This window comes from Empedobacter sp. UBA3475 (genome assembly GCF_002378465.1).
Taxonomy (GTDB): domain Bacteria; phylum Bacteroidota; class Bacteroidia; order Flavobacteriales; family Weeksellaceae; genus Empedobacter; species Empedobacter falsenii_B.
On the sequence record NZ_DFRA01000065.1, the window covers coordinates 37440 to 57741 of the forward strand.

A 20302-nucleotide genomic window follows, 5' to 3' on the forward strand; every position below is an offset into this window, starting at 1 on the left:
ATAATAATAGTTCAAAAAAGAAAGAACTAATCACTTTTGTTTGTTTGCGCGAGTTTATTGTCTAACCACAATAAACTCATTTTTTTTTATTTAATTTTGACTAAACCACGACGTTTTTGTTCCACTTTAGGTTGAGTACTTTTTTGATACGTAACTTTGACCGTATCTTTTGTAGTTTGACGAGTAGAATCTATTCTTCTTTCCTCACTTTTAAACTGTTTCGGAAGTACAATCGAATCAAATCTTTCTTGCTGTTGCTCTTCTTTTTTAGCTTTTGCTTTTCGTTTATTTTCATCTAAACCTAAAAATCCTCTAAACGTATCGAAGCTTTTGTTGTACTGAATTCCTACTCCGAAACTTTGATTTAAGTTATTTTCCATTCCTGGCAATAAACCGAAAGTTGTAGGTTTTGTAAATGCTTTTAAGACCAAAGATCCATTGTTTAATTTCGAGATATCATAAGAAACATCAAAATTCCCATCGAAGTTCTCTTGTACATTTCTATTATTTGTAACCGCAATTCCATACGAACCACGTAAACTTAAACGATTATTAACCCGATAAGAAACAGAAGTTCTAATTTTATCATTTGTCTCCGATTGCGCACTACCACCGACATACTCCATTTGTATATCTACATTGTTCGCAATAGAAGACAACATACCCGCAATTGTCGATAAACCAATATCAGCAGCTGTACTTGTTACACCAGATTGAACAGCCGAAGCATCACCAAATTTACCTGTCAATAAGATATAACTAAACTGAAGCATCTGTTCTTCTGTATTTGAACGGAATTTTGATTGTAACTGCGAATTGATATCCGAACCTGCATTAGGAATTGTTAATCCAAAATCGATAATAGGTTTTTTCAACGTTTCAGAAATATTAATTGATAAGAGAGCATCATAAATTTGCGAATATCCTACACCTAAATAGTCTCCAACATTTGACACCGAACGTTGATATTCAGCTGTAATATTAAGCGTTGCATCAAGTGGATTTCCTGCAAATTGTACCGAAGATCCTTTTTTGATTTTAAAATCTTTTGGAATCAGCGGAAATTGTCTAAACTCATATGTTCCACTTTCTATATTATATACCCCTGTAATACTCAATCCTGCTTTATTCATTAAGAATCTAAGATTTTCTGCAGTTCCTCGCGCTGTTGCTTTATCATTTGTAGCTGCATCAAAAATCAAATTCACCATCGCATTTGGATACGCATTGATGTTGACATCTATCGACATTCCTTTTGGTGCGTGAGGCTCGTTATTTTTCGATTTTTCATCTAGATGTTGGTTAGGAACAAAACGTACCAAATTATTTTCTGACTCAATTGTTGTACTTCCTGTATTTATCGTTAACTCAGAATTTCCAACCACTGTCGCATCTCCAGCAATCTCCAATTCCTCTACCGCACCAAACATAGATACATTTCCTTTCGCAAATACTTTTCCATAAAACAATTCATTGTCTTTAATAGACGTGTTCATCACCAATAAATTATCGGTATCAAAATCTAAGTTGAGACCCCATTTAGATAAATTACGAAAAAGAATTAAACCATCAACTTTTCCTTTTGTATTGTACGCAGTATCTTTAAATGCAATATCATTCAATCTAATAACCCCTTGTCCTGCTCCTTCTTTAAAAACAAATAGGTCGTTTTCTCCTTCAAATAAATAATCAGTTCCTAAGAAATTAACTTTTAATCCAAGATCTTTTGCAATCATATTTCCGCTAAGATTTGGTAAATCAATTGGTCCAGTAATTTTTAAATCACCAGATAACGTTCCACGCATATTAGAGAAAACAGATTTTAAGAATCCTTCTAAGAAATCGATATGAAACTCATCAAAATTGGCATCTACATCGACTTCAGGACCTGTTGGTTTATTAATAATATTACCATAAGCAACCAACGATTGAATTTGCTCTTTCTGTAAACTTGTTTCAAAATTAAATTGTTTATCCGCTACATTATAACCTCCTTGTAAAGTCAAATTACCAAGCTCAAAATCATTTAAACCTAACTTATCAATTTTAGCTTCAAGTGTTGGTTCTAACTTTTCTTTTGTTCTAATAATATCTACTTTACCGTTCGCTATACCGACAATTTTTAGATTATTCAATAATGTTTTAGGAATGATTTTTTCTAAATGCAAATCTTTAAAATCAGCATTGAAATTGTAATCTACATTGTTATTAAATAAACCACTTACTTTTAAATATTGTTCTTCCGATTCTAATGACAAATCTTCAACTTTTAATGATTTATTGATTCGATTAAAAATTACCCGATTAGAATTTGCATCATTCAAATGATTAATTGTCCATTGTGTCGAATCTATTTGTATTGTCGAAGGTGAAAATCCAAAAATCAAATCATTATTATTCTGAACTGTGTGAAAAAGATTTAGATTAAATAAAATTGGATTCTTACGACCTATATTAAAGTCTGTTTTGACAATCATTGTATCATTCTTCGGAATCGAATTTACGTTAATTGCATTAATCGTAACTCCACTCACTTTCATACTATCAATTTTCGCATTAAGTGTTGGTAGTTCTGCAATTGTATTTAGATTAACATTCGACTGAAACAATTGAATTCCTGCATATTTTATACCTGGAGTATCCAATGTCGCTTCCAATTGATTTTTCGTACCATCAATATAACCTTTAACATGTGTATCTGGCTCAATAGAAATCGATGGATCGATATATTGTAATAAATTTTCTTGCACATAAACATCAAACGAAAAAGCCTGATTTGGCGAAACTTTTTTATGGCGGAAAGATGGCACTAGATCTACAAGCGAATTATTGATAACATTTGCAACTTCAGTAATATTAAATTTACCATCAACAGTGGCTTTCATATAATCTGGCACATCTAATGTCATGATTTTATGCGAACCATCTATTTGAGAATTCAACATGACATGTGACAATTCTAACGTATCTTTTTTAGAACGGAAATAAAGATTTTTGACATCAATATTTCCCCTAAAATCATTAATATTTGTCAGCTTAAAATTCCCTTCAACATCGCCACGTACTATTGCATTTAGATTTTTTGTAACTCCAAGAAAATCTAAATTAACTTGACGAATGTTTGATGTAAAATCAAAATCATATGGTTTTCCACTGAAGTTAATTTTTCCGTTCAATTGTGCATTCAAATTAGGATCTTTGATATCAAACAAACCATTAAACTGATAATTTTTGACCAAACCATCTACCGTAATATTTTGATATCTTTTTCCAATCAAATCGATGTAACGAAGATTTCCATCTAAATTTAAATTGATATTTTTTAGATCAGTTCCTTTTCCATCAAATCTAAATTTTCCGCTTACATAACCCAAATCTTTTGCATTTGTTAATTGACGAAGATTAAGATTTTTCGCATCTAAAGTTCCCTTATAAATTAACGATTTTACATCTTTGTAATTCCTAATTTGAGCTTTAATATCAGCATCACCAAGTCCAGAAACTGCGTAACCATTCGCATGAATTTCATTTGGATTTAATGAAATATCACCACGATAATTTAAGTTTCCAAAACGAGTCAACATATTCGGAATTTTCTTAGAAACAAAGGTTGGAAGTAACTTTACAATTTTTTGATAGGATGTATTGATTTTTACATTTCTTGTCGAAAAATTTAGCGAAGAACCATGTGTCACATCTTGCAATTGTAAACGAGAAGCACCAACATAATTATCTTCTCCTTTCAATTCGAAATCTGTAAATGTTAAATTATTCAGGGTTCCATTTACTTTTCCATATAAATCAACCGAAGAATTTTTATCAAATAAATCAGTGAAATAGCGAATTTCTTTAAAATTAATTTTAGATCCTCGATCAAAAAAAACGTCCCAACGAACTTTATTATTAAAATCAGACATATCCGAAGGTTGATTGTAACTCAATAATAAATTTCCGTTTAAAACAGACGTATCCGTTCGTAAATTTAAATTCCCAACTCGAATTTCTTTTTTCGAATAATGAACTTTTCCTGTGAAATTTTGTACGTTATACGTTTCTTTATTTTTTGTTGCAACAAAGCAGAAATTTTCTAAATCGGCCGTAATATCAGAATCAACTAATCGAAACTTTTTTACCGTCATGTTCAACTGCTTCGAATCCAACCAAACATTTCCAGAATTTTGATTAACAATTGAAACTTTTCCGTCCTGTAAAATAAAATCTCCATCTAATTTGAAAATCTTTTTCGGATCTTTTGGTTTATCAGAACTAAAACCGTTCACAAATTTGATGAAATTCGAAATCGAATCACCTTTGTAGGTAATCACACGAATTTCAGGTTCAATCAATTTCACTTCACTCAAATTGATATGATCTTTTTTGATTCCTGGAATTAACGACCAAACATTTATTGTTGTTTCTAAAGTCTTCGACTTCAAAAAATCATATTTGTAATCGTCTTTAATGTGTACACCATAGAAATAAATACGCCCAAAAAAATCAATATCAACCGCATCTACATACATTTGTGTGTTCAACGATTTATTTAATTTTTCTAAGGCAAAATGTGCTATTTTTGTCTGTACCGCAGGGATTTGTATTGCGATTGCTACTGTTAAAACAAGGGTTAAAACGAGTATAATCAACGACAATAAAAATCTTCCTATTCGTCTGACTATTTTCAATGGTTTAAATTTACGATATTTGCAGGGTAAAAATAAGTTATAAATTTTATTCTACAAGGAATTATGAGCGATAAAAACTACATTTTAGCCATAGAATCTTCTTGTGATGATACAGGCGCAGCAATTATTGACGGAAATAAAATTATTTCTAATGTTGTGGCAAGCCAAAAAATTCACGAAATATATGGTGGCGTAGTACCAGAATTAGCTTCGAGAGCACATCAACAAAATATTGTTCCCGTCGTAGATCAAGCCCTAAAACAGGCAAATATTAATAAAGAAGAACTTAAAGCAATCGCGTATACACGTGGTCCAGGATTGATGGGTTCGCTTTTGGTTGGCGGAAGTTTTGCGAAATCTTTCAGTCAATCATTGGATATTCCGTTGATTGAGGTTAATCACATGCAAGCACATATTTTGGCAAATTTTATTGAAGATGCCAACGACGAAAAACCAACTTTTCCATTTTTATGTTTGACTGTTTCTGGTGGACATACACAAATCGTGAAAATCAACAGTTATTTTGAGATGGAAATTTTAGGTGAAACAATTGATGATGCAGCTGGTGAAGCTTTTGATAAAGCAGGTAAAATTTTAAATTTACCTTATCCTGCAGGTCCAATTATTGACAAAAAATCTAAGATTGGAGATCCTACAAAATTCAAATTTGCAAAACCAAAAATTGATGGTTTAAACTTTAGTTTTAGCGGTTTCAAAACGTCAATTTTATATTTTATTCAGAAAGAAGTCAAAACGAATCCAAATTTTATTGAAGAAAATATTGACGATTTGTGCGCTTCTATTCAACATTCTATCGTTAATATTTTGATGGAAAAAGTAAAAAAAGCATCGGACGAAACTGGAATTAAACAAATTGCGATTGCAGGTGGAGTTTCGGCTAATTCTGAAATCCGTCAACGATTAAAAGATGGAGAAACTGAATTTGGTTGGAAAACTTTTATTCCAAAATTTGCTTATACAACAGATAATGCAGCGATGATTGCAATGGTTGGAAGTTTAAAATTTGATCAAGAGTTATTTACAGAAAACACAGCGAAGTCTGTGGCTAAATATCACATTTAATGAAATTATTTTTTGGAGAAATTCATCACGAAACAGCTATTCTGAACGAAGAAGAAAGTCATCATTTTGCAAAAGTTTTACGCGGAAATGAAGGCGATTTGGTGCATGTGACAGATGGAAAAGGAAATTTGGCTGAAGTTGAAATCACATCAATTTCTAAAAAAGCAGTTGAAGGAAAAGTTGTTGATTTAAAAACAAATTTCGAGCAGAAAAATTACTATTTACATGTTGCAATTACACCAACAAAAACGATGGAACGTTTGGAATTTTTCTTGGAAAAAGCAACCGAAATTGGTATTGATGAAATTACATTTTTGCAAACTTTTCATTCGGAACGAAAAAATATTAAGATTGAACGAATCGAAAAAATTGTTCAGTCTGCAACAAAACAATCGTTGAAAGCGTATTTGCCAAAAGTGAATGATTTGACAAAATTCAATGAATTTATCAAGCAGGATTTTGAAGGTTTCACGAAATGTATTGCGCATTGCGAAGCAGATATTGAACGCACACCTTTACGAACAGTTTTGGAAAATAATCCGCAGAAAATTTTAATTATGATTGGTCCTGAAGGTGATTTTTCGCGAGATGAAATTTTTGCAGCAGAAGATCACAATTTCACAGGAATTAGTCTTGGACATCAACGTTTCCGTACTGAAACTGCGGCTTTACAAGCTGTTTTTGCTGTTGATTGGGGATTGAAATAAATCGATTAAAACTATTACTTCATACAAAAACCGATTCTGTAGAATCGGTTTTTTTCTTTTTATCTGAAAATAAATATCTTTATCAAAATTAAAAACTTATGAAAAAATTAGCACTTATTTTAGGGTTATTCATCGGAAGTTTTTCGTTTGCGCAAACTGTAAATGATGTTCCGATTAAAGATATTAATGTCGAATATGTACAGATTATTGGAACTGGGCGAGGTTTGAGTACAAAAATGAATATTCGCTTGGATTTTGGACAAGAAACCAAATCAATTTCCTTTAAAAATGGTTTAAAAATAAAAGATGAACGCGGAATTGCAGTAAAATTTAACTCGATGATTGATGCGTTAAATTTTATGTCTGCAAATGGATATGAATTTCAATTTGCCTACACATCAAAAGAGAATGATGACGATGCGCTTTATTATATTTTAAAGAGAAAAAAATAAAAAAATCCTCAACTTATGTTGAGGATTTATGTTTTATATTAAATTCTAATTTTCAACTTTCTTTTTCTTCAACATAAAAAATATACAGAATATAAAGGTTACTAAATAAATAATACCTAATGCTGTATTTCTAAACATAAAATCTTGAAAATTAAACTCTCTTAACAAAGCTAGTCCTATTGGAAATGCAATAAGCGCAAAAATAATATTGAAACCTATTTTATTTTTCATATAATTATGGTTATTTAAATATGTGTTAAACTATTAGTGAATAATCAAATATACAAAAACAACAAAGTTGTAAAAACAAAAAAATCCCCAACTTTCGTTGAGGATTTATATTTACAGAAATTCTATTCTTAATTAATTTTTTGAGCAACGTAATCACTTTCGTTCCCTAAACGATCAACAGCTTTTAGTGCAACTGCCGTTAAACTTTTACCATCTTTATGTTTCAAAATTGTTTGGTTTGTTTTGGTTTTATCCAAAATAGATGTTTCCCAATCGTTGTTGTAACGTGTGTACAAAATCCATTTCGAAACATTTGAATTCATTTTATAGTCATTCCAATTCATCACAACTTCTGATGCTTTTGCATTTACAGACAAACTTGGTTTTGCCAAACGATCTGCCTTAATCCAATTCATAGTTGGCACTAAAGCTTTAGCTTTGTATGGACCTTCTTTTAGATAACTCAACATCGAAGGATTTTTTGTTAATCCAGCAATACTCCAGTGAATAACACCTACATTATTTTGCAAAATCTCTCCAGCCATTTTTACCTGATTTGTAATCTCAGTTGTTCTATCTGATACCTTAACTTCTACAGTATTCAAACCTGGCCAAAGATGACGGTTATGTGTATTTTCTGATTTCCACCATTCTAATAATTTCGGAAAACTTTGTCCTGTCGAATTAATTGGCCAATATAATTGTGGTGAAAAATAATCAACCCAACCTTTGTTCAACCATAATTTTGCATCTGCGTACAATTCATCATATTGCGAAGAACCTGTAATTCCAGAAGGATAACCTGGTTTCCAAATTCCAAATGGACTAATTCCAAATTTCACAAAAGGTTTTTCTGCTTTGATTTCTTTGTAAATTCTTTCAATAATTGTATTCACATTTTGACGACGCCAATCTGCTCTCGACAATGTTCCTCCATTATTTTTGTAAACATTCCAAGTTGAATTATCTGGAAAATCTGCTCCACCATTGTATGATGCGTATGGATAGAAATAATCATCAAAATGAACACCATCAATATCATAACGCGAAACGATATCACGAACAACTTCCGAAACGTGATCTTGCGTTTTTTTGTCAGCAGGATCAAACCAATACATACCGTTCTTCAATCTCACCACATTACTTGGTGATCTTTTTACCATCGACTCGCTTGTCACCGGACCTCCGCTACTGTGATGCGCTCTATAAGGATTTAACCAAACATGCAATTCAATTCCACGTTTATGCGCTTCTTCCACCCAAAACTCTAATGGGTCATAATATGGAGAAGGCGCTTTTCCTTCTTCTCCAGTTAAGAAGTAAGACCAAGGCTCGAAATTACTTTTGTACAAAGCATCTGCTGCTGGACGAACCTGAAAAATAACTGCATTGAAATTGTTTGCTTCTAACATATCCAACAACTTTATCGCTTCATCTTTTTGTTGCGTTGTCGTTAAATCTTTTTTAGAAGGCCAGTTAATATTTGCAACAGAAGCCACCCAAGCCGCGCGAAATTCACGATTTACTTCTGGTAATTTCACTGTAAAAACTTCATCTTTCTTATTCGAAATTTCAGTTTTTGGTGTAGTAGGAATAGTTGTTTGCGTAGATTCTACAGGTTTTGTAGGCTGTTTAGATTCCACTTTTTTATAAACTATTTTTTTCGAACTTTTATTTGAAGCACACGAAGTCAAGCCAATTGTAGCTACTCCGAAACACATCAAAATATATTTAAAATTAATTTTCATTCGTTGAAATATGTATTTTTAGCGTTACAAAATTAGTAATAAAGCTTTATTAATCCAGATTTTATCAAATATTTAGGATATCTAGATTTTCCTTCTCTATTAAATTTACAAAATTTTTCGCTTCAAAAAGTGTTTTATAAATTTTATTCTTTACATTTTTGCATTCATCTATAATTGATAAAAATATGTTTCTAATTATATGTTTTGGCGTATTGATTATTTGTGTAAATGTTATTTTACAATCAACTGTTACAGTTTATTCGCTAAAATATCTACATAAATTTAATCTCAAAAAACAACGATTAACGTTTAGTGAAGTGCTTTGGCAAATGGCAATTTCAGTATCTTTCTTGACTTTATTGCACGGTGCGCAATGTACAATTTGGGCGGCTACTTTTTATTTCAATCCAAATATTGACAATTTGTATAGTTTTCAAGAAGCAATCTATTTTTCATTAATCACTTTTACAACCGTTGGTTACGGTGATGTTGTGATTGATAGCGAATGGAAAATTATGGCTGGATTAGAAGCGATAAACGGAATTATGATGGTGGGTTGGTCGACTGCATTGATGTTTTCTTACCTACAAATTATCTTAAAGAAGAATATTACTCAATAAAAAAATCCCTTCAAAAATTTTTGAAGGGATTTTTAATTAATATTTATTTTTTTCCAAATTAGTTTTCAATTCTTTGTAATAATCTGGCGCATTTACATCTTTTTCTAAAGCTGTATTAACCCATTTCAGCGCTTGATTTCGATCCAATTTATTCGAATAATAGAAGTTTGCTGAATTGTAAAAATCTCTTGCAGAAGAATTTTCATTCAATTGATCTCCAATCATTTTTAAAACTTCATTAATTGTATTCGTTTCAATATCCAAAACAACCGTTGTATTATCCCAAGCTAAAACCAAATTCGCTGATTTTTGTGTCACATTTGTAAAACGAATCTCAAACGTTTCTGTCTTATTATTCATCGATTTTGTCGACGGAGCTTTCACTTTCAATGCGATATTCGACTCCTTCCACTCTTTCGGATTTCCCCAGTTTTTCGTGTCTTTGTAAAAAATTACCTCCCACTCCTCTTTGTTCGGAATACTATACAATGCATATTCGCCAGCAGCTAACTCTTGTCCATTCACTTTGATTGGTTTGTCAAATTTGATGACCGTATTTTCATTCGCTCCAGTACGCCAAACTTCTCCATTCGGAACCAATTTTCCAAACACTTTTCTTCCGTTTACATTTGGTCGATTGTATTCAATTTCAAATTCTGTTAAGCCTATTTTTTGCTCAACTTCAGCATGAGAACTTACCGCAGGAAATTTCATTTGCGCAAAAGCACAACTTCCTATTAACAAAGCAAAAACTGTTGATGTTATTTTCATATAATTATTTCTTATTCTTTATTTTATCTGTTTTTTTATCGTATCCATACGGACAATGTATGCATCCACTTTTGCAACAATATCCTCTTCTTTTTAGATATTGTTCAGTAAATATTCTGAAACCTTCTGGAGATAAATAATAATCTCCTTCTTCAAATTTTTTCATTTCTAATGCTGTGAAATTACAACTTTTATCTATAAACTATCATTAATTTTGGTATGATAATTATTTGTGAAACATCTTCTAAATTTACGATTTTTAACGCTTTTTAAATCAATATCTTCTCAGATTGATTAATTTTGCAACAAAATCGAATTACCTAAATCATGTTTGTAGTTGTTTTGAGTCATTTGTTCCGAAAGAATTTTATTGGAATTACCATTTTTCCTTTCATTTTTTTGAGAGATAAAAAGCTGAAAAATGATGAAGTTTTAATCAATCACGAAACCATTCATATCATTCAGCAACTCGAACTTTTAGTTGTTTTCTTTTATCCTTTTTACTTGATTGAATATGCGATTCGATTAATTCAATATCGCGATCAACATAAAGCATATCGCAATATTAGTTTTGAGCGTGAAGCTTATGCAAACGAAAACAATTTGAATTATTTGAAAAAACGAAAATTTTATAGTTTTCTAAAATATATCTAAATGATTTGGAACGATTATAAAGCTCAAATTCAAAACATTGACATCAAACATTTAACTTCTCAAAATATTCAACTTTCTATATTAAGAGAAGATTTGATTCATCCCGAAATTTCTGGAAATAAATACCGAAAACTGAAATATAATTTTATTGAAGCTGAAAAACAAGGTTTCAAGAAATTGATAACGTTTGGTGGCGCTTTTTCTAATCATATTGCTGCAACGGCAGCAGCTGGTCAACTTCATCATTTCGAAACGATCGGTATTATTCGTGGAGAAGAATTGAAAGATAAAATCGATGAAAACCCTACATTACGTTTTGCAAAAAAATATGGAATGCAGTTGCATTTTATTTCGAGAGAAGAGTATAGGAAAAAAGATGAAATTAAATTTTTAGATGATTTAAATACTAAATATCCAGACGCTTACGTTATTCCAGAAGGAGGTACAAATGAGTTAGCTATAAAAGGTTGCGAAGAAATTTTGTATGCAGATTGTTTCGATTTCGATTATATTGCTTCGGCGATCGGAACTTGTGGAACAATTGCTGGTTTGATTGAAAGTTCTAAATTGCATCAAAAAATAATAGGCTTTCCAAGTTTAAAAGGGAATTTTATTCCAAAAGAGATAGAAAAATTGACAAATAAAACGAATTTTACTATTTTTAACGAATATCATTTTGGTGGATATGGAAAAGTTTCGGATGATTTAATTACTTTTGTAAATGATTTCAAGCGAATTAACCATATTCAATTGGATCCTATTTATACAGGAAAGATGGTTTTTGGTATTTTCGAATTGATTAAAAATCATTATTTTAGTGATAACTCTAAAATTCTTATCGTTCATACAGGCGGACTACAAGGAATAGAAGGGATGAATAAACTTTTAAAAAAGAAGAATAAAAATATTATAGAATGAGAAAATTGTTGTACGTTTTTAGCTTTGTTTTGGCCATGTCAACACAAGCCCAAGAAAGTAGAGACATAACTTACATTCGAAAACATGCTATTTTAGCTGTTGAAGAAATGCAACTTTACAAAGTTCCGGCAAGTATAACTTTAGCACAAGGTTTATTAGAAACAGGTGGAGGGCAAAGTAGATTAGCTGAGCAAGCAAATAATCATTTTGGTATAAAATGTAAAGGACCAGCAGAATGGTCGTTGGATAAACCAAGAATTTACCACGATGATGATGCAAAAGGCGAATGTTTCAGAAAGTATCTTTCAGTTGAAGAAAGTTACAGAGATCACTCAGAATTTTTGGCATTAAGACCCTATTATAAGGCTTTATTTAATTTGGATCCAACAGATTTTAAAGCTTGGGCTCATGGATTAAAAAAAGCTGGTTATGCAACAGATTCAAAATATGCGTTTAAATTAATCTCTCGAATAGAAAAATATAATTTAGATCAATTTGATAAGATTTCAGCTGAAGAAGTTTTTGCTAAGTTATACGCATTATATAACAATCAAGATGATTTGATGTTAGCGAATAATTCTTCTAAACAGATGAAAAATGAGCCTAAATCAATCAAAGAAGAAGTTATTTTAGCTTCTTACCAACCCAAAGAAAATATTGTAGAAAAGAATGAGCCTATTGTAAATAACAAAACGGTTGTTTATGAAACTCGTCCTCAAAATCCAACAACTCGCATCAAAAATCACAAGAATAACATTCCTTATATTGTTGCACAAGCTGGAGAAACGATAGCGACAATCTCTAAAACGTATAATAAAGTTCCTTCTGATATTGCGAATTTCAATGAAATACAAATGGGATCTAAGTTGAAAGATGGACAAATTGTATTTTTTGGAAAAAAGAAAACAAAAGGTTCTGATTATTCGTACAAAGTACAAGAAGGTGATGATATGTACACGATTTCTCAGCGTTTTGGCGTAAAAGTTAGTAGCTTATATAAACTGAATCGTATGGAGCCAGGTGCGCAACCTAAAGTTGGACAACGAATTAATTTAAAAACTAAAGTTAGAGCATAATGAGCTCAATAATAAAAAAAAGCTTCCAAATGGAAGCTTTTTTTATTTCATCATTTTGAGAATATCAACCAATTGTTGATTGATTCCTCCTGTTTGATAATCCATCGGTGCAGGCGCGCGATCAATCATAATATTTCCTTCTTTGTCTAAAATAATAAAAGTCGGAATGTATTCTATCTTATAATCAAAGCCAAAGTTATCTTCTCTTCCTGCAAATAACTGTACACCAGACATCTGATTTTCTCTCACCATTTTTTCCCAAATTGGCTTATCTTCTAATTTATCCAAAGAAACACTTACAAAATGAATTGGTGCATTATGAAATTGTTTTTCCAATTCTTTCATAAAAGGAATTTGAACTTTGCAAGGTCCACACCATGTTGCCCAAATATCCATGTAGACATATTTTCCTTTGAAATCTGATAAGTCAAATCGTTTTCCATTGATATCAGCCAAAGAAAAATCTGGTGCTTTTATCAATTCTTTCGGAATTTCTGATTCTGGTGATTCTTTTTTTGCAACAGAATCAATCTTTTCTATTTCAGCAGATTCTTCAATTTTTTGTTCGGATTTATTACAACTAAAAAATGTAAAAAACATTGATAGTAATAGTAGTTTCGTTTTCATTTTATTTTTCAAATAAGTATTAAAAAACTTGATAATATCTATAAGTCTTTCGTCAAAAATAAACATTTAAACGTTAGCAATTTCATAAAATACCTCAATTCACTTGACAAAGGGGTATCTGACATCGTATATTTGCAAAAAATTGTACAATTATGAAAATGAAAACCTCCGATTTCGACTTTACTTTACCTGAAGAACTTTTAGCAGATCGCCCTTCTGAAAACAGAGACGAAGCTCGCTTAATGGTTGTTCACCGTGACACCGGAGAAATTGAACATAGACAATTTAAAGATCTTATCGAGTATTTCGACGAAGGAGATGTAATGATTCGTAACAATACGAAAGTTTTCCCTGCTCGTTTGATGGGTAACAAAGAGAAAACTGGTGCTCAAATCGAAGTTTTCTTGCTAAGAGAATTAGATGCTGAGACTCGTTTATGGGATGTTTTGGTTGATCCAGCGCGTAAAATTCGTATCGGAAATAAATTATTCTTCGATAATGATGATACATTAGTTGCAGAGGTTGTTGACAATACAACTTCTCGTGGACGTACTTTACGTTTCTTATTTGATGGATCTTACGAAGAATTCCGTGCAAAATTGAAAGAATTAGGAGAAACTCCACTTCCAAAATATATTTTACGTGATGTTGAACCAGAAGATGCAGAGCGTTACCAAACAATTTATGCAAAACACGAAGGAGCTGTTGCTGCACCAACAGCTGGTTTACACTTTTCTAAACACTTATTAAAACGTTTAGAAATTAAAGGTGTTGATTTTGCTGAATTAACATTACACATTGGTTTAGGAACTTTTCAAGCTGTAGAGGTTGAAGATTTATCTAAACACAAAATGGAGTCTGAGCAAGTTATTATTCCTCAAGAATCTGCTGATCTTGTAAATCGTGCAATTGACGAGAAGAAAAAAGTTTGTGCTATTGGTACAACTTCTATGCGTTCTATCGAATCTTCTGTTTCTGCAGATGGTCATTTAAATGCATTTGATGGTTGGACGAACAAATTTATTCACCCACCATACGATTTCTCTATTGCAAATTGTATGATTACAAACTTCCACACACCAAAATCTACATTAATCATGATGATTTCTGCGTTTGCTGGACACGATTTAACAATGAAAGCATACAACGAAGCTGTAAAAGAAGGATACAAATTCTACTCTTACGGAGATGCAATGTTAATCTTATAAGACAAGTTTGAGTACAACAAAAAAAGATATACGAAAGCTTTCACAAGCTGAGATTGAAGATTATTTCAAAGAGATTGGAGAAAAATCATTCCGCGCAAAACAAGTGTACGAATGGTTATGGAAAAAGAATGCGCATCAATTTGATGACATGACGAATATCTCAAAAGCTCTACGTGAGCAATTGGGAGAATCTTTCCAAATTCAACCTGTTGAAGTTGATCTTCTACAAAAATCTAACGACGGAACCATCAAGAATGCGGTTAAACTTCATGATGGTAACGTTGTGGAATCTGTTTTAATTCCGACTGATTCTCGCACAACTGCATGCGTTTCTTCGCAAGTTGGTTGTAGCTTGGATTGTACTTTTTGTGCAACAGCGCAATTAAAACGTATGCGTAACTTAACAGCTGCCGAAATCGTCGATCAAGTTGTGATTATCGATGAAGAAAGTAAACGTTATTTCAATCGTCCTTTAAGCAATATCGTATTTATGGGAATGGGAGAACCTTTGTTAAATTATAACGAAGTAATTTCTGCCATCAAAAAAATCACATTGCCAGAAGGACTAGGAATGGCTCCAAGACGAATTACAGTTTCTACTTCGGGAATTCCTAAAATGATTGAAAAACTGGCTGACGAAGATTTACGTGTTAACCTTGCGGTATCTTTACATTCGGCTCGAGAAGAAGTTCGTAATGTGATTATGCCTTTTTCTGTTAAATTTCCGTTGACGGATTTAATGGATAGTCTTCAATATTGGTACCAACAAACAGGTTTACGAATTACGTTCGAATATATTGTTTGGGGCGGTGTTAATGATAAAAAAGAAGATATCGATGCATTGGTAAAATTCTGTCGAAAAATTCCTTCTAAAGTGAATATTATCGAATATAATTCGATTGATGACGGAATCTACAAACAAGCATCAGAAGAAGCAGTTAACAATTATATCAAAGCTTTAGAATCCAACAATATTGTGGTAAATGTACGTCGTAGTCGCGGAAAAGATATTGATGCAGCTTGCGGACAATTAGCCAATAAAACTGGAAATGATTAAAACATAATCAAATGAAATATTTAGCCATATTTTTATTTTTGATTCTGACTAAATTCTCTTTCGCGCAAATAGTAGAAAACATCGATACAATTTCTATTGATGATTATAAAATGGAAAGTATCAACTTACCGCCTACTTTGAACGAAATTTCGACTTTAGAATATGAAAAAGAAGATAAAAATGTGGCTTCTTTTTGGGGTTTAAACGATTCTGATTCCAAACCAGAATTGTATCGTTTTGATGCAAAAACAGGTAAAATTATCAATACAATTTTCATCGCAAATGCTCCAAATATCGATTGGGAAGAAATGTCTTCGGATGATAATCGAATTTATTTTGCTGATTTTGGAAATAATTTGGGCAAACGAAAAGATTTAGCCATTTATTTTATCCAGAAATCAAACATCGATTATTCAAAATCTTATCAGCAATTAAAAGCTGAAAAAATAGAATTTTATTATCCAGATCAAGAAACTTTTCAGTTCAAAAATATGACGACAAATTGGGACGCAGAAGCATTTTTTGTCTACCAAAATCAATTGCATATTTTTACAAAAGAATGGTCAAATATGTCAACGTCTCATTATGTTGTTCCTATTGACTCTTCTAAAAAACACGCAGCCAAAAAGTTAGAAACTTTTCCTACAAATTACGCTGTAACTGCTGCTTATATCGATGCTGATGTAAATAGTTCTACCAAAGGAGTTTATCTGTTAGGCTACACAAAAGAAGCGTTAACGTTTATCAGTTGGTTTGATTTGCCAAAAGATAACAATCAGTTATTCTTCACTTCTCAAGTTAAAAAAATAAGTTTACCTTTGGGCTTCACGACACAGTTGGGACAATTGGAAGGTATTTCAGTTTTGCCAACCGAAAACAAAATTTGTTTTAGCGGAGAGGAATTTAATTATAAAGGATTCTATGCAAAACAGGTTGTACATTGCATCAATAATTTTACGAATTAAAAAACTAAATTTTGGGTAACACGGTAGATTTGATTAAAGCTCCGATCGCGGAGGAAATGAAATTGTTTGAACAGAAATTCTTCGAATCGATGAAGAGTAATGTTTCGCTTCTTGACCGTATTTCCAATTATATCGTGCGTAGAAAAGGAAAACAAATGCGTCCGATGTTTGTATTTTTAACTGCAAAATTAAATGGCGAAGTACAAGAACGTACCTATCGTGCAGCTTCTTTTATCGAGCTTATTCACACCGCAACTTTGGTACACGATGATGTAGTGGATGATAGTACATTGCGTCGTGGTTTCTTTTCACTTAATGCGATTTGGAAGAACAAAGTAGCTATTTTGGTGGGAGATTATTTTTTATCAAAGACCTTAATTATTTCGACTAAAAACAAAGATTTCGATTTACTTGAAGTTGTTTCGGTTGCGATACAGGAAATTTCGGAAGGTGAATTATTGCAAATCGAAAAAGCGCGAAAACTTGATATTACAGAAGATGTATACTTCGAGATTATTCGAATGAAAACGGCAACGCTTATCGCAGCTTGTTGTGAAGCTGGTGCGCGTTCTGTTGGTTGTTCGGAAGAAGTAGCGAAGAAAATGCATCGCTTTGGTGAATTGGTTGGAATTGCCTTTCAGATCAAAGATGATTTGTTTGATTATACCACTTCTAATGCAATTGGAAAGCCTGTCGGAATTGACATCAAAGAACAAAAAATGACGTTACCGTTGATTTATTCAATTAACACAGCGAATGAAAAAGACAAAAAATGGTTAATTAATTCGGTAAAACGTTACAACAATGACAAAAAACGTGTACGCGAAATTATTCAGTATGTGAAAGATCACGGCGGAATTGAGTACACGCAAAAAATGATGAAACAATATAGCCAAGAGGCTTTAGATATACTATACGAATTTCCCGAAAGTGAATTTCGAAATTCATTGGAAACAATGGTGAAATACGTAATCGAAAGAGAAAAATAACAAAAGGACTTCTTATTGAAGTCCTTTTTGTTTTATATTAAGAATTAACATTTCTAAACTCTAGATGCGATATTGAAACAAGTTCAATATAACTTCGATAAATTAAGATCTATTTTCAATAATAAATTAAGGGAGAATTTCAAGTTGAATTCAATTCAGCTTCTCATCACTTTAAAAACTAAATCAACCTCACGACATTACGAATTAAGTCAGCTTGGTTCTAGACACTTTGTTTACAACATAAAAAAGCCATTACAAACCGTAATGACTTTATATTTTGATTAAAACCTTATTTTTAAATGGATTTCTGATAAATATAATCATCCATAATATATCCATTTCCAATGTCAAATGTTTTTGATTCCATATTCTTGAAACCATTTTTCTCATAAAAACGAATTGCTTTCGCATTGTGTTTATTCACCGTTAAATGAACAGCTTTTGCTCCTTTTTCTCGCGCATAATCTACAACTCTATTCAACATCAATTGTCCAATTCCTTTGGTTTGATTAGACTCTTTCAAGTAAATTTTGGATAAGAAAACAGTATTATTTTCATCTAATTTGTAATGCAAATAACCAGACGGAACATTATCAATTTTCAGGATTTCCCAAACATCTCCATTTACAATTCCTTCGTTTACTTTATCAGTATTATACATCATATCAATCATATAATTGATTTGATCTTGTGATAACAAATCCTTGTAACATTCGTTCCAAATCTCATTTGCCAAAGGTTGAACTAAATGAATGTTTTTCTCATTAATAGTGTGAAAATGAGGATAAACGTCCAATTTTACTGGATTTATTTTTTGATTAACTTCTAAATTTTGTAGAATTTCATCTTTACGTTTATCAATTTCGACTTCTAACATTTGCAATGTCCATTTACGCTTTAATGAATTGTAATAAAACATTCCGATACCAATGTATAAAAAGACTTGTACAGCAATTGACACATAATTTTCGGCCAAAAATTTATTCATTTTAAGGCTATTTTCCATCAAATTATCCATAGATGAACTATTAAAATTAACACCGATATCAATAATTCCTGAAGCAAACAATAAAACAAATACAAAAGAAAAAGCAATCTCACCCGCTATGTATAATCCTACTGCTGATAAAACCGTTTTTAATTTATCCTTTTTGAAAAATTTTGCTAAGAAATAGAACTGAAAACTAAATATGATGATTAGAAACACTGTTTATTATTTTTTATGTCTCACAAAAATACGAAAAATATGCCCGCAAACATTTATATTTGTATGAAACATATCAAAACAAAAAGTGATTTATTATGTATAGCGATAAATTTCAAAACTACTTACAAACGCAATTGAATGATTTAGAAGAACAAGGATTATTCAAAAAAGAACGCATCATTGCTTCTCCTCAAAGTGCAGAAATTACATTAGAAAATGGTAAAACATTACTTAATTTTTGTGCGAACAACTATTTAGGATTATCTGATAATAAAGACGTTATCTCAGCTTCTCAAAAAATGTTAGATGACCGCGGATACGGAATGTCTTCGGTTCGTTTTATTTGTGGTACGCAAGATGTACACAAACAATTAGAGAAAAAAATCGCTAATTTCTTAGGAATGGAAGATACGATTTTATATGCTGCTGCTTTTGACGCAAATGGTGGTGTTTTTGAGCCTTTGTTTACAGAAGAAGATGCTATTATTTCTGATGAATTAAACCACGCTTCTATTATTGATGGTGTTCGTTTATGTAAAGCTGCTCGTTATCGTTATAAAAACAATAATATGGCTGATTTAGAGGCTCAATTAATTGTAGCTTCAGAAAAAAATCATCGTTTCAAAATTATTGTAACAGACGGAGTTTTCTCTATGGATGGTATCGTTGCAGACTTAAAAGGTGTTTGTGATTTAGCTGATAAATACGATGCTTTGGTAATGGTTGATGATTCTCACGCAACTGGTTTTATTGGAAAAACTGGACGTGGAACACATGAGCACAACGAAGTAATGGGACGTGTAGACATCATTACATCTACTTTAGGAAAAGCTTTAGGTGGTGCAATGGGTGGATTTACTTCTGGTAAAAAAGAAGTAATCGAAATGTTACGTCAAAAATCTCGTCCATATTTATTCTCTAACTCTTTAGCTCCTGGAATCGTTGGCGCTGCTTTGCAAGTGTTAGAAATGTTAGAAAATGACACAACTTTACGTGATAAAGTAATGTGGAATGCTGAATATTTCCGCAAAGAAATGGTTGCTGCTGGTTTTGATATTCCAGAAGGTGATGCTGCAATTGTACCTGTTATGTTGTATGATGCAAAATTATCTCAAGTAATGGCAGACAAATTATTAGATGAAGGTGTTTATGTAATCGGATTCTTTTTCCCTGTTGTTCCTCGCGACAAAGCACGTATTCGTGTACAATTATCAGCTGCACATACAAAAGAGCAATTAGATCATACAATTGCTGCTTTTACAAAAGTTGGTAAAGAATTAGGAGTGATTAAATAAGAATTTGTTTTT

Annotated in this window: 18 protein-coding genes; 12 read left to right on the forward strand and 6 right to left on the reverse strand. The window is 31.7% G+C overall.

Features of this window, described 5'->3' with window-relative positions:
• Window positions 1-86 precede the first annotated feature (86 nt).
• On the reverse strand, window positions 87-4682 hold the full coding sequence (locus B3I31_RS13290; protein WP_291047077.1) for a translocation/assembly module TamB domain-containing protein: 4596 nt from the start codon (window positions 4680-4682) through the stop codon (window positions 87-89).
• Window positions 4683-4745: 63 nt separating this feature from the next.
• Here B3I31_RS13290 and tsaD point away from each other — a divergent pair, with 63 nt between their 5' ends.
• From tsaD to B3I31_RS13305, 3 genes are all read left to right on the forward strand, one after another.
• Window positions 4746-5765, forward strand: coding sequence for a tRNA (adenosine(37)-N6)-threonylcarbamoyltransferase complex transferase subunit TsaD (tsaD, locus tag B3I31_RS13295; protein WP_291059520.1), 1020 nt, complete (start codon window positions 4746-4748; stop codon window positions 5763-5765).
• Window positions 5765-6472, forward strand: a complete 708-nt coding sequence (locus tag B3I31_RS13300; RefSeq protein WP_291059522.1) for an RsmE family RNA methyltransferase — start codon at window positions 5765-5767, stop codon at window positions 6470-6472. Before tsaD ends, B3I31_RS13300 begins: the two co-directional genes overlap by 1 nt.
• 98 nt (window positions 6473-6570) lie before the next feature.
• Complete coding sequence (locus B3I31_RS13305) at window positions 6571-6924, forward strand: hypothetical protein (protein ID WP_286511702.1); 354 nt, start codon at window positions 6571-6573, stop codon at window positions 6922-6924.
• Window positions 6925-7283: 359 nt separating this feature from the next.
• Here B3I31_RS13305 and B3I31_RS13310 read toward each other — a convergent pair whose 3' ends face one another.
• Window positions 7284-8903, reverse strand: coding sequence for a glycoside hydrolase family 10 protein (locus tag B3I31_RS13310; protein WP_291088152.1), 1620 nt, complete (start codon window positions 8901-8903; stop codon window positions 7284-7286).
• Between the two features lie 185 nt (window positions 8904-9088).
• Here B3I31_RS13310 and B3I31_RS13315 point away from each other — a divergent pair, with 185 nt between their 5' ends.
• A complete protein-coding gene (locus B3I31_RS13315) occupies window positions 9089-9523 on the forward strand; it encodes a potassium channel family protein (protein WP_286485474.1) in 435 nt (144 codons plus the stop codon).
• A gap of 36 nt (window positions 9524-9559) precedes the next feature.
• On the opposite strand, the gene B3I31_RS13320 is transcribed toward B3I31_RS13315, so the two are convergent.
• Together B3I31_RS13320 and B3I31_RS13325 are read right to left on the reverse strand one after the other, a co-directional pair.
• On the reverse strand, window positions 9560-10294 hold the full coding sequence (locus B3I31_RS13320; protein WP_291059529.1) for a DUF2911 domain-containing protein: 735 nt from the start codon (window positions 10292-10294) through the stop codon (window positions 9560-9562).
• 4 nt (window positions 10295-10298) lie between these two features.
• The gene (locus tag B3I31_RS13325; protein ID WP_291059531.1) at window positions 10299-10460 is read right to left on the reverse strand and encodes a DUF5522 domain-containing protein; all 162 of its coding nucleotides are present in this window, start codon (window positions 10458-10460) and stop codon (window positions 10299-10301) included.
• Window positions 10461-10621: 161 nt separating this feature from the next.
• Between B3I31_RS13325 and B3I31_RS13330 the strand changes: the two genes are divergently transcribed.
• Genes B3I31_RS13330 through B3I31_RS13340 form a run of 3 tightly spaced genes read left to right on the forward strand, consistent with a single transcriptional unit; the run spans window position 10622 to window position 12942 of the window.
• The gene (locus B3I31_RS13330) at window positions 10622-10948 is read left to right on the forward strand and encodes a hypothetical protein (RefSeq protein ID WP_291059533.1); all 327 of its coding nucleotides are present in this window, start codon (window positions 10622-10624) and stop codon (window positions 10946-10948) included.
• Window positions 10949-11866, forward strand: coding sequence for a 1-aminocyclopropane-1-carboxylate deaminase/D-cysteine desulfhydrase (locus B3I31_RS13335; protein WP_291071535.1), 918 nt, complete (start codon window positions 10949-10951; stop codon window positions 11864-11866).
• Complete coding sequence (locus B3I31_RS13340; RefSeq protein WP_291071537.1) at window positions 11863-12942, forward strand: glucosaminidase domain-containing protein; 1080 nt, start codon at window positions 11863-11865, stop codon at window positions 12940-12942. The genes B3I31_RS13335 and B3I31_RS13340 overlap by 4 nt, the downstream gene beginning before the upstream one ends.
• 42 nt (window positions 12943-12984) lie before the next feature.
• Here B3I31_RS13340 and B3I31_RS13345 read toward each other — a convergent pair whose 3' ends face one another.
• Window positions 12985-13569: a TlpA family protein disulfide reductase gene (locus B3I31_RS13345; protein WP_181816294.1), complete on the reverse strand. Its 585-nt coding sequence runs from the start codon at window positions 13567-13569 to the stop codon at window positions 12985-12987.
• Window positions 13570-13727: 158 nt separating this feature from the next.
• Here B3I31_RS13345 and queA point away from each other — a divergent pair, with 158 nt between their 5' ends.
• Genes queA through B3I31_RS13365 form a run of 4 tightly spaced genes read left to right on the forward strand, consistent with a single transcriptional unit; the run spans window position 13728 to window position 17788 of the window.
• The gene (gene queA, locus B3I31_RS13350) at window positions 13728-14777 is read left to right on the forward strand and encodes a tRNA preQ1(34) S-adenosylmethionine ribosyltransferase-isomerase QueA (RefSeq protein WP_038336356.1); all 1050 of its coding nucleotides are present in this window, start codon (window positions 13728-13730) and stop codon (window positions 14775-14777) included.
• A gap of 7 nt (window positions 14778-14784) precedes the next feature.
• Entirely contained in the window at window positions 14785-15834 is a 1050-nt protein-coding gene (rlmN, locus tag B3I31_RS13355; RefSeq protein ID WP_038336309.1) for a 23S rRNA (adenine(2503)-C(2))-methyltransferase RlmN, read from the forward strand.
• 11 nt (window positions 15835-15845) lie between these two features.
• Window positions 15846-16799: a hypothetical protein gene (locus B3I31_RS13360; RefSeq protein WP_291059539.1), complete on the forward strand. Its 954-nt coding sequence runs from the start codon at window positions 15846-15848 to the stop codon at window positions 16797-16799.
• 56 nt (window positions 16800-16855) lie between these two features.
• On the forward strand, window positions 16856-17788 hold the full coding sequence (locus B3I31_RS13365) for a polyprenyl synthetase family protein (protein WP_180906365.1): 933 nt from the start codon (window positions 16856-16858) through the stop codon (window positions 17786-17788).
• A gap of 295 nt (window positions 17789-18083) precedes the next feature.
• Here B3I31_RS13365 and B3I31_RS13370 read toward each other — a convergent pair whose 3' ends face one another.
• The gene (locus B3I31_RS13370; RefSeq protein ID WP_286495590.1) at window positions 18084-18995 is read right to left on the reverse strand and encodes a GNAT family N-acetyltransferase; all 912 of its coding nucleotides are present in this window, start codon (window positions 18993-18995) and stop codon (window positions 18084-18086) included.
• Between the two features lie 95 nt (window positions 18996-19090).
• Here B3I31_RS13370 and kbl point away from each other — a divergent pair, with 95 nt between their 5' ends.
• Entirely contained in the window at window positions 19091-20290 is a 1200-nt protein-coding gene (gene kbl, locus B3I31_RS13375) for a glycine C-acetyltransferase (protein ID WP_114999975.1), read from the forward strand.
• Window positions 20291-20302 lie beyond the last annotated feature (12 nt).

What these genes read in the sequence shown, in the direction of transcription:
- B3I31_RS13300 (WP_291059522.1), top strand. Translation starts at nt 5,765, where the DNA reads ATGAAATTATTTTTTGGAGAAATTCATCACGAAACAGCTATTCTGAAC.
- B3I31_RS13320 (WP_291059529.1), bottom strand. Translation starts at nt 10,294, where the DNA reads ATGAAAATAACATCAACAGTTTTTGCTTTGTTAATAGGAAGTTGTGCT.
- B3I31_RS13365 (WP_180906365.1), top strand. Translation starts at nt 16,856, where the DNA reads ATGAAATTGTTTGAACAGAAATTCTTCGAATCGATGAAGAGTAATGTT.
- B3I31_RS13345 (WP_181816294.1), bottom strand. Translation starts at nt 13,569, where the DNA reads ATGAAAACGAAACTACTATTACTATCAATGTTTTTTACATTTTTTAGT.
- B3I31_RS13310 (WP_291088152.1), bottom strand. Translation starts at nt 8,903, where the DNA reads ATGAAAATTAATTTTAAATATATTTTGATGTGTTTCGGAGTAGCTACA.
- B3I31_RS13360 (WP_291059539.1), top strand. Translation starts at nt 15,846, where the DNA reads ATGAAATATTTAGCCATATTTTTATTTTTGATTCTGACTAAATTCTCT.
- B3I31_RS13305 (WP_286511702.1), top strand. Translation starts at nt 6,571, where the DNA reads ATGAAAAAATTAGCACTTATTTTAGGGTTATTCATCGGAAGTTTTTCG.
- kbl (WP_114999975.1), top strand. Translation starts at nt 19,091, where the DNA reads ATGTATAGCGATAAATTTCAAAACTACTTACAAACGCAATTGAATGAT.
- B3I31_RS13315 (WP_286485474.1), top strand. Translation starts at nt 9,089, where the DNA reads ATGTTTCTAATTATATGTTTTGGCGTATTGATTATTTGTGTAAATGTT.
- tsaD (WP_291059520.1), top strand. Translation starts at nt 4,746, where the DNA reads ATGAGCGATAAAAACTACATTTTAGCCATAGAATCTTCTTGTGATGAT.
- B3I31_RS13340 (WP_291071537.1), top strand. Translation starts at nt 11,863, where the DNA reads ATGAGAAAATTGTTGTACGTTTTTAGCTTTGTTTTGGCCATGTCAACA.
- B3I31_RS13335 (WP_291071535.1), top strand. Translation starts at nt 10,949, where the DNA reads ATGATTTGGAACGATTATAAAGCTCAAATTCAAAACATTGACATCAAA.
- queA (WP_038336356.1), top strand. Translation starts at nt 13,728, where the DNA reads ATGAAAACCTCCGATTTCGACTTTACTTTACCTGAAGAACTTTTAGCA.
- B3I31_RS13330 (WP_291059533.1), top strand. Translation starts at nt 10,622, where the DNA reads ATGTTTGTAGTTGTTTTGAGTCATTTGTTCCGAAAGAATTTTATTGGA.
- B3I31_RS13325 (WP_291059531.1), bottom strand. Translation starts at nt 10,460, where the DNA reads ATGAAAAAATTTGAAGAAGGAGATTATTATTTATCTCCAGAAGGTTTC.